This is a genomic window from Herbaspirillum sp. FG34 (genome assembly GCF_057809315.1).
Window position 1 is genome coordinate 62,566 of the sequence record NZ_JBMDJS010000016.1, and the last position, 12,659, is coordinate 75,224.

The 12,659-nt window shown below is 63.3% G+C and carries 12 protein-coding genes; 4 read left to right on the forward strand and 8 right to left on the reverse strand.

Features of this window, described 5'->3' with window-relative positions:
* Nucleotides 1–22: 22 nt before the first annotated feature.
* The 8 genes from ACODSZ_RS18490 to ACODSZ_RS18525 all read right to left on the reverse strand — a co-directional run bounded on the left by ACODSZ_RS18490 (nucleotide 23) and on the right by ACODSZ_RS18525 (nucleotide 8,382).
* On the reverse strand, nucleotides 23–904 hold the full coding sequence (locus ACODSZ_RS18490; RefSeq protein ID WP_488928235.1) for an AraC family transcriptional regulator: 882 nt from the start codon (nucleotides 902–904) through the stop codon (nucleotides 23–25).
* Nucleotides 840–2,060: an ABC transporter ATP-binding protein gene (locus tag ACODSZ_RS18495; RefSeq protein ID WP_488928236.1), complete on the reverse strand. Its 1,221-nt coding sequence runs from the start codon at nucleotides 2,058–2,060 to the stop codon at nucleotides 840–842. Before ACODSZ_RS18495 ends, ACODSZ_RS18490 begins: the two co-directional genes overlap by 65 nt.
* Before the next feature lie 2 nt (nucleotides 2,061–2,062).
* Nucleotides 2,063–3,100 (reverse strand): NAD(P)-dependent alcohol dehydrogenase, encoded by a 1,038-nt coding sequence (locus ACODSZ_RS18500; RefSeq protein WP_488928237.1) that lies wholly within the window; start codon nucleotides 3,098–3,100, stop codon nucleotides 2,063–2,065.
* A 9-nt stretch (nucleotides 3,101–3,109) separates the two neighbouring features.
* A complete protein-coding gene (locus ACODSZ_RS18505; RefSeq protein ID WP_488928238.1) occupies nucleotides 3,110–3,922 on the reverse strand; it encodes a carbohydrate ABC transporter permease in 813 nt (270 codons plus the stop codon).
* Nucleotides 3,910–4,788, reverse strand: a complete 879-nt coding sequence (locus ACODSZ_RS18510; protein WP_008331085.1) for a carbohydrate ABC transporter permease — start codon at nucleotides 4,786–4,788, stop codon at nucleotides 3,910–3,912. Before ACODSZ_RS18510 ends, ACODSZ_RS18505 begins: the two co-directional genes overlap by 13 nt.
* Nucleotides 4,789–4,865: 77 nt before the next feature.
* A complete protein-coding gene (locus tag ACODSZ_RS18515; RefSeq protein ID WP_175343326.1) occupies nucleotides 4,866–6,137 on the reverse strand; it encodes an ABC transporter substrate-binding protein in 1,272 nt (423 codons plus the stop codon).
* 201 nt (nucleotides 6,138–6,338) lie between these two features.
* A complete protein-coding gene (locus ACODSZ_RS18520) occupies nucleotides 6,339–7,718 on the reverse strand; it encodes a sensor histidine kinase N-terminal domain-containing protein (RefSeq protein ID WP_488928239.1) in 1,380 nt (459 codons plus the stop codon).
* The gene (locus ACODSZ_RS18525) at nucleotides 7,711–8,382 is read right to left on the reverse strand and encodes a response regulator (protein ID WP_008331081.1); all 672 of its coding nucleotides are present in this window, start codon (nucleotides 8,380–8,382) and stop codon (nucleotides 7,711–7,713) included. Before ACODSZ_RS18525 ends, ACODSZ_RS18520 begins: the two co-directional genes overlap by 8 nt.
* A 167-nt stretch (nucleotides 8,383–8,549) precedes the next feature.
* Between ACODSZ_RS18525 and ACODSZ_RS18530 the strand changes: the two genes are divergently transcribed.
* From ACODSZ_RS18530 to ACODSZ_RS18545, 4 genes are all read left to right on the forward strand, one after another.
* Nucleotides 8,550–9,605: an ABC transporter substrate-binding protein gene (locus ACODSZ_RS18530; protein ID WP_488928240.1), complete on the forward strand. Its 1,056-nt coding sequence runs from the start codon at nucleotides 8,550–8,552 to the stop codon at nucleotides 9,603–9,605.
* 66 nt (nucleotides 9,606–9,671) lie between these two features.
* Nucleotides 9,672–10,685, forward strand: a complete 1,014-nt coding sequence (locus tag ACODSZ_RS18535) for an ABC transporter substrate-binding protein (RefSeq protein ID WP_175343329.1) — start codon at nucleotides 9,672–9,674, stop codon at nucleotides 10,683–10,685.
* A gap of 137 nt (nucleotides 10,686–10,822) precedes the next feature.
* A complete protein-coding gene (locus tag ACODSZ_RS18540; RefSeq protein ID WP_008331072.1) occupies nucleotides 10,823–11,650 on the forward strand; it encodes an ABC transporter ATP-binding protein in 828 nt (275 codons plus the stop codon).
* Between the two features lie 58 nt (nucleotides 11,651–11,708).
* The gene (locus ACODSZ_RS18545; protein ID WP_008331071.1) at nucleotides 11,709–12,563 is read left to right on the forward strand and encodes an ABC transporter permease; all 855 of its coding nucleotides are present in this window, start codon (nucleotides 11,709–11,711) and stop codon (nucleotides 12,561–12,563) included.
* Nucleotides 12,564–12,659 lie beyond the last annotated feature (96 nt).

Sequence of the window (12,659 nt, forward strand, 5' to 3'; positions counted from 1 at the left end):
TTTGCGTACACGTGGATGGGCTTTACGCAACTGCCCGGACGTCGTCGTTGAGCCGGTGCAGCGCACGAAAGCGCGAGGGCGGCATGCCCTTGTGGGCCAGGAACTGGCGGTTGAAATTGGAGAGATTGTTGAATCCGACCCGGTAGCACACCTCGGTCACGCTCAGTGCGGTGCACATGAGCAGTTCGCAGGCTTCGTTCAGACGCAGGCCATTCTGGTACTGGATGAAGGTGCAGCCCGTATGACGCTTGAAGAAGCGGGTAAAGCTGCTCACGCTCATGCCGGCCAGTTCGGCCACGTCGCTCTCGCGCAGATTGCCGCCCAGGTTCTGGCGGATGCAGGAGAGCACCTGGTTGATGGTGGAGGACATGTGGCGCTGGGCATCCAGATCGTAGCCCGGTCCGGCCAGTGGTCTGCGTTCGCGGCAGGAGGCCAGTTGTTCCAGCACGCTCATCATCAGCACTACACGGCGCGCGCCATTGGCCTGTGCCAGGTCCCGCATCAGCGGGATGATCGACCTGCCCAGGGCATCAGGAAACTGCAAGCCGCGCGCCGCCCCCTCCAGCAGATCCTGCAAGGGCGAGAGCTCCGGGATGGCCCCCAGCATGCGGTCGGCGAAGGGGCGCGAGAATTGCAGTACCAGGTCGCGTGCGGCCACCTGCTGGCCCGCACCGAGGTTGCTGACCCAGTTGTGCGGCAGGTTGGGGCCGGTCAGCACCAGGTTGCCGGGGGCGAAGTCGCCGATGAAGTCGCCCACGAAGAACTTGCCGCTGGAGGCGGTGATGATGTGGACTTCGTATTCGGGATGGAAATGCCACTTGGCTACCGTGTGCGGGTAGTCATGCACCCAGGCCCTGAACGATTCGTCCTGGCGTGTATGCACCAGCTCCAGATCCGGACTCATGCTTGGTCTCCTTGCCATGCGGGCCGTCATCATGCCCGCTGGCCGCGCAGGCGGCTGCGGGCAGCGACAGGTTCTCTCCGCTTTGTACATCGAACACATGCAGCGCCTGCTCATCGAAGGCCAGGTGCAGGCGCTCGCCTGCCTGCGGCAGGTGCTGCGCGCTCACCAGGGCGGTCAGCGTCTGTTGACCGAAGCGGGTGGTCAGGAGCGCATCGGCTCCCAGGATATCCACCAGTTCCACACTGACCGGGCAGTTCAGGCTGCGGATGGCTTCCCGCTCGTCGGCAATGCGGACATAGTCAGGACGTACCGCCAACTTTACCGTCATTCCCGGCGTGAGGCGTGAAAACCTTTCATCCTGAAGAATCCAGCGCCGCTCTTCACAGCGTACGGCCAGCACGGCGCCGTCCCGTTCGACCACGCCATCGAGGAAGTTCATGGCGGGCGTGCCGATGAAGCCCGCCGCAAAGAGCGTACGTGGATAACGGTACAGCTCGGCCGGTGAGCCTGCCTGCACGATGCGGCCGCCGTGCATGAGGATGACGCGGTCGGCCAGGGTCATCGCTTCGAGCTGGTCATGGGTGACGTAGACGGTGGTGGTGCGCAGGCGCTGGTGCAGGCGCTTGATGTCGCCGCGCAACTGGGCGCGCAGTTTGGCATCGAGATTGGAGAGCGGCTCATCGAAGAGGAACACCGAGGGCGTCTTGATGATGGCGCGCGCAATCGCGGCGCGCTGCTGCTGTCCGCCGGACATGGCTCGCGGCTTGCGGTCGAGCAGAGTCTCGAGATTGAGCATGGCAGCCACCTCGCGTACGCGGCGATCGATTTCATCCGCAGGGCGCTTCAAGCGCCGCAGGCCGAAGGCGATATTGTCATAGACGTTCATGTGCGGATAGAGCGCATAGTTCTGGAACACCATGGCCACGTTGCGCTCCCGCGCGGGCAGGTCGTTGACCACCTGGCCACCGATGGAGAGTGTGCCGCCGCTGATTTCTTCCAGCCCCGCGATCATGCGCAGCATGGTGGATTTGCCGCAGCCGGAGGGGCCGAGCAGGACCACGAATTGACCGTCGCCGATACGCAAGTCCAGCGGATGCAGCACCGGCGGGCCGCCGGCGTAATGCTTGGAGAGGCCCTGGCAGTGGATGTCAGCCATGGTCAGCCTTCCATTTCGATCTGGATCTTCACATCCTGCGGATGAGCGCGCGCGGCTTCCTCGAAGGCCTCAATCCCCTGCGAGAAGGGGAAGCTGCGTGAAATGAAAGGCTTCACATCGATCGTTCCCGAGCTCAGCAGGGCCAGTGCGCGCGGGAAGATGTTGGCATAGCGGAACACTGATTCCAGTCGTACTTCCTTGGTCTGCATGCTCACCACATCCAGCGCCACCGGTTCCGGCGGCATGCCGACCAGCACCGCGCAGCCGCCCGGGCAGACCAGGTCCAGCAGGGTCTGGTAGACCCCGGCATGGCCCGAGGCTTCGAAGACCACATCGGCACCCCAGCCCTCGGTAACTTGCCGTACCACATCGGTCAGCGCCTGCCGTGTCACATCCACCGTGATGACGGCCGGATTGTGCGCAAAATGCGCCAGCTTCTGCGCCACTACATCGGCCAGGATCACGCGCGCCGCGCCCCCGGCCAGGGCGGCCAGCGCGGTCATGGCGCCGATGGTGCCGGCACCGATCACCACGGCGGTGTCGCCCGGTTTCATGCGTGCCTTGGTAGCGGCTTGCAGGCCGATGGACAAGGGTTCGACGATGGCACCTTCGGCAAAGCTGACATTGTCCGGCAGCCGGTAGGTGAACGCCGCCGGATGCACCACGCTGCCGGTGAGGCAGCCGTGGATGGGCGGGGTGGCCCAGAAGCGCACGGCGGGATCGAGGTTGTACAGGCCGCGCAGGGTGGCCGGCGAATCCAGGCGCGGGATGCCCGGCTCCATGCAGACACGGTCGCCGACCTTGAGCTGGCTGACTTCGCTGCCGACCTCGGTGATGGTGCCCGAGGCTTCGTGTCCCAGTACCATGGGCGCGTCCACCTTGAAGGGGCCAATGCGGCCATGGGTGTAGTAGTGCAGGTCGCTGCCACAGATGCCGACGGTATGGATGCGGATGCGCACATCCTGCGGGCCGAGCTCCTGGGGCAGGTCGATGTCGCGCAGAGCCAGTTCGCGCGTGGCTTCGAGTACGAGGGCTTGCATGGGGTCTCCTTATTTTCCGGTGAGGATGGAATTCAACAGCCGGCTCAACACGCCGACAAAGATCAGGGGCGGCAGCGCCAGCAAGACGGTGGAAGCGTTGATCACGCCCCACGGCACTTCCTGCCCCATGGAGGTAAAGGCCGAGGCCACCACCGGCAGGGTGGCGCTGTTGGAGGAGGTCAGCGCCAGGGCGATCATCAGTTCGTTCCAGACCAGCACGAAGCTGAAGATGACCCCGCCCAGCAAGGTGCCGGCGCAGTTGGGCAGGGCAATCTTCCAGAACACCGCGTAGGGGCCGTAGCCATCGAGGGTGGCGGCTTCTTCGATCTCGCGCGGCATGCGCTGGAATACCGGAATCGAGAGCCAGGTGATGGTCGAGAGCGTGGTCAGGAGGTAGGTCACGATCATCGAGAAACGCGTGTCATACAGCCCCAGATCGACCCAGATCGCAATGAGCGGAATGGCCACCGCCACCGGCGGCAGAAAGCGCAGCGAGAGCAGGAAGAACTGGATATCGCGCTTGCCCGGCACGTGGTAGCGCGCAATCACGTAGGCCGCCGGTACACCCATGAGCGTACCCAGCAGCACGGCGCTGCCGACGATGACGATGCTGTTGCTCAGGCCCACCAGCACTTCCGGGCTGCCGATGACCTGGCGATAGTTTTCCAGCGTGGGTGTGAAGATGAAGCGCGGCGTCGGTGTGACGATGTCCAGCAAGGTCTTCAAGGAATTGAGCAGCGCCCACAACAGCGGAAACACCGCCACCAGCACCAGCAGGATGCCCACGCCCCAGATGGCGCAGCGTGTGATCAGTCTTCCCATTGGCTCACCCGTTTCCAGATCAGGGTAAAGATCAGTGTGGTCGCCACCATCATCAGCACCGCCATGGTGGAGGCATAGGAGACCTTGCCCGAGAGTCCGATGCCTTGTGCATAGGCATACATGTCCAGCGTCTCGGTGGCCACGCCCGGCCCACCCTTGGTCATCACGTAAATCAGGTCGAAGGAGCGCAGCGATTCCACCATCTTGATGAAGACCAGGCTGATGAGCGGGGCCTTCAACATCGGCAGGGCGATATAGGCATACACCTGCCAGGTGCGCGCATGATCGAGCCGGGCCGCTTCCAGCGGTTCGGGTGGCAAGGTTTCCAGCAGCTTCAATACGATCACGGCGAAGAACAGTCCCCACTGCCAGATATCCACGGCGGCCACCGCATAGAGCGCCAGCACCGGGTCCGACAGGAAGGCCGTGTCATGGATGCCCACCAGCCCCAGCAGCCAGCCCAGGATGCCGGTCAGCGGCGAATACATGAACTTCCAGATGAAGGCGGCCGACACGCGCGGCAGCAGCACCGGCGTGATCAGCAGCACGCACATGGCCTGGCGCCATTTGCCATGGACGTTTTCGAACAGGTAGATGGCGATGAGGATGCCGAGCGCCACCGCACCCAGTACGGTGACCACTTCCCAGATGGCCGAGACTTCGATGGCGTTGAGGAAGCGCCGGTCCGACATCAGCCGCTCGATGTTGCGCAGCCAGACATAGTCACTGTCGGGATAGCGCAGCACGCGATTTTTCAGCGCCAGGTTGATCGCCGCCACCGTCGGCACCAGCCCCAGCACCAACATCACCAACAGTGAGGGGCCGAGGAACAGGTAGGGCAGCGAGGTCTTTCCACGATTGAACATGCAGGACTCCGGAATCCGCCCTGGTCCGGCAAGGGAATAGGGCGGCTGCAGCGTGTAACGCGATTGAATGAAGTAAATTATTTACGCGCGTGTTCCATCGCGTCCTGCGCATACTGCGCGGCTTCGTCCAGGGCACGCGGAATATCCTTGCGGGTACCGGTGAAGATTTCTTCCAGCGTCACGCCGAGGTTGTCGCCGATGTCCGGCCATTGCGGGCTGGGCCAGATGGTCAGCCTGGAGACCGGCGTGGTGTCCTTCAGGCCGGCGAGGATTTGCGGCTTGACGTGCTTTTGGAAGTAATCGCTCTGGATGGTGCTGGTGCGGTTGTAGTCGCTGAAGACCTTTTCGCGCAGACGGGCCTGTTCCTGTTCCTTGCCGGTAGCAAAGGCGATGAATTTGCCCGCCGCCTGGCGGGTGCACTCATCCTTGGCGCCGACGGCGGAAATGGCCAGCCCGTGGCCGTAGGCGGCCGAAGGCAGCGGTGCGGGCGGACGCGCATAGCCGACCTTGTCGGCCACGCTGGATTTGCTGCTGTCCTCCATCCAGTCGGCGAAGGGCGTGGACTCGATCATGAAGGCCACCTTGCCGGAGCGGAAGGCTTCCAGCGCATTGCTCCAGTCATAGGTAGCCGCGCCCGGGGGCGCGTACTTGAACAATTCGGCATAGAGTTGCGTGGCCTTGACCGCAGCGGGCGAGTTGAAGGCCGGCTGGTTGTTCTTGTCGGTCCACTGGCCGCCCTGCGCCAGCATGAAGGGCGCCCAGCGCCAGACGTTCATCCCCGAGCCGCGCTGGCCGCGTGCCACCCAGCCATAGACGTTCGGGGGAGAATGCAGTTTCTTGATGTCGGCCACCAGTTCGTCCAGCGTGCGTGGCACCGGCAGCCCGGCTTTTTCCAGCAGGTCGCGACGATAGAAGAGAAAGTCCGAGCCCCCGATCAGCGGTGCGAAATACGCCACGTCCTTGTAACTGGCCACGGCGCGGCGACCGGGCAGGAAGTCCTGGTAGTCGGCGTCCTTGGGGAAATACTTCAACAGCGGCACGATCCAGCCCGCCGAGGCAAACTCGGCCACGTTGGCTTCGTCGACGTAATACACTTGGTAGGAACCGGCCCTGGTGGAGGCATCCAGGCGCGACTTGGCGCGCCGGTCGTTCTCGCCGAAGTAGCTGATCTCGATGCGGGTGCCGGTGCGCTTCTGGTAATCGGCCAGCGATTTTTCCATCACGGTCAGGCCCAGGCTCTTCTGCGCCAGCACCTTCAGCACGGGGACATTGCAGGACTGCGCCGATGCCACCAAGGGCAGGGCAGCGCCAAGGACGGCGCACGCGGCGCCCAAGCGGATCTTGTTCACGGTTTGTCTCCTGGTTTTTTTATCGTTCAGGCGGGTGCCGGTGCAGCGGGGGACACTGCGCAGCCCCATTTGCCTTGAGGGCAGGAGCAAGAGTACGAGGGCAGGGCGCGCCGCTCCACGCCAAAAGCGTGCCGCGGGCTGATACTTTTTGATCGTTTGTATTGGGCGCTGCGCGCTGTTGTATTGCTGCGCGCCCAGGCGTCAGCTTTCCAATGCCGGCAGGCTCACGGTCGCCACCAGCCCGCTCCCCCCGGCCGGCGCGTCGAGCCGGATCGATCCCTGCGAAGCCTGCACGATCTCGCGCACGATGGCCAGCCCCAGTCCGGAGCCCGGCTGGTCCGGTGCGGCATTGCGATAGAAGCGTTCGAAGACCCGTTCGCGCACTTCGGCAGGAATGCCGGGGCCGTTGTCGGTGACGGTGATGACGACCTGGCCGCGCCTGTGTGCCAGCCCCACCGTGACCTTGCCGCCCGGCGGCGTATAGCGCAGGGCATTGTCGATCAGGTTCATGAACAGGCCCATCAATTGCGCCTCGTTGCCGTTGACCATGGCGCTTTCCAGCGTGCTCTCCAGCCCGAGATCGATGCCCTTCTTCAGGGCCAGCCCGGCCAGTTCTTCCAGCACCATGGCCGCCACCGCCATCAGGTCCACCGGCGCGCGCGGGAAGGCGATGCTGTTGGAGGCTTCGGCCTGCGAGAGCAGCAAGAGTTTGTTGGTCAGGTCGGTCATGCTGCGGCTGCTGTCCTGCAGCGCGGCCAGCACTTCCTTGACCCGTGCCGGATCGTCCAGCTGGCGGGCGAACTGGATCTGTGAATCGATCACCGCCAGGGGCGTGCGCAACTGATGCGCGGCATCGGCCACGAAGCGCTTCTGCACCGTCACCTGGGCATTGAGGCGGAAGATGTACTGGTTGATGGCTTCCACGATGGGCCGCAATTCCTGCTGCAGACCGCCGGCACGCAGCGGCGTGAGTGAGTCTGGCTCGCGCGTGGTCAGTTCATCCTTGAGCGCCAGCAAGGGGCGCAGTTCCATCGTCAGGCCCAGCACCACCAGGCTGATGGCCAGCAACAGCAGCACGATCTGACGACGCAGCGAGGCATGCCACTGGTCGGCGATCATTTCCTGGCGTCCCTGCATGGTCTGGCCCACCGACACGGCCACCATGCGCAGCGTGCCTTCGTCGAACAGCGCGCGGATGTAGCTGACCACGCGCAGCGGCTTGCCTTCGAACGTGGTCGTGGCATAGACCGGATAGAGTGCCGCAAAGTCAGGCCGGGCGGGGAAGTCCGGACGACCGGCCAGGAGCGTGTCATCATCCATGCGCACCTGGTAATACACCGCATCCTGGGCCGGCGAGGCAAACAGTTCCAGTGCGGCAGGCGGTATTGAAACCACCGGGGCGCCATCATTCCAGCCCACCTGGCCCGCCATCATGCGGGCCGACGCCAGCAGCGCGCGGTCCTGCACCAGGGTGGCGCTGGAGACGGCGTTGTCATAGGCATCGCTGGTGGACAAGCCCACGTAGACCGCCATCGGGATCAGCAGCCACCACAGCAGGCGCAGGCGCAGGCTGTCAATCATCTTTCTGCTTCAACAGGTAGCCCAGGCCGCGCAGGGTCATGATGGCTGCGCTGGAGTGTTCCAGTTTCTTGCGCAGGCGCGAAATGTAGATTTCGATGGCGTCCGCGCTGGGCTCTTCGGAAAGACTGAAGACACCCTTCATCAGCGCCGTTTTCGATACGGTCTTGCCCTGCTTCAACATCAGCACTTCCAGTACGTCATGCTCCCGTGCCGGTAGCGCCAGGGTGGCACCGGCGATGGCGAACTGGCGCGTATTGCTGTCATAGACCAGGTCACCGCAATGAATCTCGGCGGCCTTGTCGGGTGTCTGGCGGCGCACCAGCACCTTGATGCGGGCCACCAGCTCGCGGATCTCGAAGGGTTTGACCAGGTAGTCATCGGCGCCGGCGCCCAGGCACTCGACCTTTTCATCGATGGAGCCGCTGGCCGTCAGGATCATCACCGGCACACCGTTGTGGCGCTCGCGCAGGCGGCGCAGCACGTTCTTGCCGTGCAGCTTGGGCAGCATCAGGTCCAGCAGCACGACATCGTAATTCTCGTCGCGCAGCACCTGGTCGGCGATCTCGCCATCGGCGGCGATATCGACCTTGAACTTGTGTTCCTTGAGGATCTGCTCCAGCCAGTGGGCAAGCTGGGGATTGTCTTCGATGAGGAGCAATTTCATGCGTTGGTCTCTTGTTCTTGACGTTCTTTTTGTTGCACTGCAAAGAAAAAAGCCGAAATTTGGAAAGCTGGATGAAGGTTTCGGCTTCTTAGAATAGGCCCGCAAGTCTACAAGAAGTGAAGATGGCGACAGACCATCCCACCCCAAAAAATATGGAGACAATCATAATGCGTCACGATACCCCTGTGTTCCCGCGTTCGCTCGCGGCCCCATTGCGCCGTAGTGCGCGCGCCTTGGCCATCGGCGCCATGGCCGCCTGCACGCTCGGCCTGATCGCCCCGCAGGCCCATGCGGCCGACAAGATCATCATCATGGTGGGCGGCATCAACAAGCTCATTTACCTGCCGCCCAAGCTGGCCGAAAGCCTGGGCTACTTCAAGGACGAAGGCCTGGACGTGGAACTGCAGTCGCAGCCGGCCGGGGTCGATGCCGAGAATGAACTGCTGGCCGGGGCCGTGCAGGCGGTGGTGGGTTTCTATGACCACTCCATCGACCTGCAGAGCAAAGGCAAGGAAGTGACCTCCATCACCCAGCTGCTGCGGGTACCCGGCGGCATGGAGATGGTGCGCGCCGACCTGGCTGACAGTGTCCACAGCATGGCCGACCTCAAGGGGCGGACCCTTGGCGTGACCGGGCTGGGTTCGTCCTCCAGCTTCCTGGCGCAATACCTGGCCGCCCGCGCCGGACTGAAGTCGGGCGATTACTCGATGCTGCCCGTCGGTGCCGGCAATACCCTGATTGCCGCCATGAAGCAGAAGCGCGTGGATGTGGCCTGGACCACTGAACCGACCACCTCCATCCTGCTGGCCTCGGGTGCGGCCAAGGTGCTGGTCGACATGAGCACCGTGGAGGGCACCAAGGCCGCGCTGGGCGGACTCTATCCGGCCTCCAGCGTCTATGTGCACCGTTCCTGGATGAACAGCCACAAGGCCGAGGCGCAGAAGCTGGCGCGCGCCTTCGTCAAGACGCTCAAGTACATCCAGACCCATTCCGCCGAAGACATCGCCGAGAAGATGCCCAAGGATTACTACGGCGGCAACAAGGCCATCTACGTGCAGGCGCTCAAGGCCTCGCTGCCGATGTATTCGCCTGATGGCAAGATGCCCGCCGGTGGCCCCGAGCAGGTGCTCAAGGTGATGGCCGGCTTCAATCCCAACATCAAGGGCAAGAACATCGACCTTGCCAAGACCTATACCAACGAGTTTGTCGACGCGGCACAGTGAATTGCGCCGTCTATATGAAGACCCCGTAGAATTCGCGGGCTGCTGCATCCATTTCGAGGAGCTGACATGAACAAAAATTTCCGTCGTGGCCTGTTGTCGCTGGCCGTTGCCGGCACCGTGCTGGCCGCCATGCCGATCCAGGCGTCGGCTGCCGCCAAGGTCACCATCATGGTGGGCGGCATCAACAAGATGATCTACCTGCCGGCCAAGCTGGCCGAACAGTTGGGCTATTTCAAGGAAGAGGGCCTGGACGTGGAGCTGCAGTCGCAGCCGGCCGGGGTCGATGCCGAGAATGAACTGCTGGCCGGTGCCGTGCAGGCGGTGGTCGGTTTCTATGATCACTCCATCGACCTGCAGACCAAGGGCAAGGAAGTCACCGCCATCACCATCCTGGGCCAGGTGCCGGGTGAAGTGGAACTGGTCTCGAGCAAGGCCGCGCCACACTTCCAGAGCATGGCCGATGCCAAGGGCAAGACTCTGGGCGTGACCGGACTGGGTGCGTCCACCAACTTCCTGACGCAATACCTGGCCTCCCGCGAGGGCATCACCTCCAAGCAGTTCTCGGTGCTGCCGGTGGGCGCCGACAATACCTTCATCGCCGCCATGAAGCAGGGCCGCATCGATGCCGGCATGACCACCGAACCAACCGTCTCGCAGTTGCTCAAGACGGGGGATGCCAAGGTGCTCATCGACATGCGTACCGTGGAGGGTACCGTCAAGGCGCTGGGCGGACTGTATCCGGCCTCCAGCGTCTACGTGCAGCGCAGCTGGCTCAACGGCCACAAGGAAGAGGCCGAGAAGCTGGCGCACGCCTTCGTCAAGGCACTCAAGTTCATCAACACCCATACCGCCGAGCAGATCGCCGACAAGATGCCCAAGGACTATTACGGCAACAACAAGCCGTTGTATGTCCAGGCGCTGAGCAATTCGCTGCCGATGTATTCGCAGGACGGCAAGATGCCCAAGGGCGGCCCGGAAACCGTGCTGGCCGTGCTGTCGGGCTTCAACCCCAACGTCAAGGGCAAGCATGTGGACCTCTCCAAGACCTATACGGATGAATTCGTCAGCACCGTGAAATGAAGCCGGGACTGGCCAGTGACCAGTGAGCATTGGCCAGTCCTTTCCTGCATTCGATCGATCCCGTCAATGATCTACGCCATGATGCGCTTGCGCGCGTCAGGGCAGCACTCAACCTTCAGCTACGAAAGAGCACCACGATGAACGCCATCAACCAGCAGGCCTTCACCCCCGCCGGCCAGGCCGCCCAGGCAACGCCGGCCATCGAACTGCGCAACGTGAGCTGCCGCTTCATTACCGCCGATGGCAAGGCCACCGTGGCGCTGCGTGATTTCTCCATGAGCGTGGCGCGCGGTGAATTCGTCGCCGTGGTCGGCCCGACCGGTTGCGGCAAGTCGACCACGCTCTCGCTCATCACCGGCCTGCTCAAGCCCACCGTGGGCGAGGTGCGGGTGATGGGGCAGCCGGTCAACGGCATCGATCCGCGCATCGGTTTCGTGTTCCAGAACGACGCCGTCTTCCCCTGGCGCAGCGTGCGTGACAACGTCGCCGCCGGTCCGATGTTCCGTGGCCAGTCCAAGGAACAGGCGCATGCCCTGGCCGACGAATGGATCCGCCGCGTGGGTCTGGACAAGTTCGGCGACCACTATCCGCACCAGCTCTCCGGCGGCATGCGCAAGCGCGTGGCGCTGGCCCAGACCTTCATCAACAGCCCCGAGATCTTGCTGATGGATGAACCCTTCTCGGCGCTCGACATGCAGACCCGCACCCTGATGCAGGATGAACTGCTGCGCCTGTGGTCGGCCCATTCGGGCTCGGTGGTGTTCGTCACCCACGACCTGGAGGAAGCCATCGCCCTGGCCGACAAGGTCTATGTGCTCACCGCCCGTCCGGCCACCTTGAAGAGCGTCTACCCCATCGATCTGCCGCGTCCGCGCGTGATGGAGGAGGTGCGTTACGAGCAGCGCTTCATCGATATCTCGCGCCGTATCTGGGCCGATCTGCGCGAGGAAGTCCACATCGCGTGATGCGCCTGGACGCGCGTACGTACATCGCCTATTCAATTCTGAAATACAGGGGAATCCCATGACACAAGCACAAGCAAGCCACAATGCCCCGATGATGGACATCGCCGCCGTCGAAGCGGAGGCGCAACGCAAGATCCGCGCGCGTCACCAACTGGTGATCGGCCTGCGCATCGCCATCCTGGTGATCGTCCTGGGCGGCTGGGAAGTCTGCGCGCGTATCGGCTGGATCGATCCGTTCTTCTTTTCCCAGCCCTCGCTGATCGTGGCGCAGATCTACGATTGGATGGTGGAAGGGACTTCCCAGGGTTCGCTCTGGACCCAGGTCCTGGTGACGCTGGAAGAGACCGTGCTGGGCTTCCTGATCGGCTCGGTGGCCGGGGTCATCGCCGGCATCGTCCTTGGGCGCAACAAGCTGCTCTCGGATGTCTTCAGCCTCTACATCCAGATCGCCAATTCGATTCCGCGCGTGGTGCTGGGTTCGATCTTCGTCATCGCCTTCGGCCTGGGTATGGCCTCCAAGGTGGCGCTGGCGGTGGTGATGGTGTTCTTCGTGGTGTTCGCCAATGCCTTCCAGGGCGTACGCGAGGCTGACCGCTACATGATCGCCAACGCCCAGATCCTCGGTGCCTCGCGCCGCCAGGTGACCATGGCGGTAGTGGTTCCCTCGGCGCTGTCGTGGATCCTGGCCAGCCTGCACGTGAGCTTCGGCTTTGCACTGGTGGGGGCCGTGGTGGGCGAGTTCCTCGGTTCCAAACAGGGTATTGGCCTGCTGATCTCCACTGCTCAGGGCGCCTTCAATGCCAGCGGCGTGTTCGCGGCCATGATCGTGCTGGCGGTGGTGGCCCTGGCGGCGGACTGGCTGCTGCATGCGCTGGAACGACGCCTGCTGAAGTGGCGTCCGCAGGCCTTCTGATGAGAAGGCGCTCAAGGCGTAGAATGTGGCGGTAGTACGCGGGGACACGGATGCTTGCGAGCGACGTGTCCCCGCCGTATTTTCGCCAGCGCATTC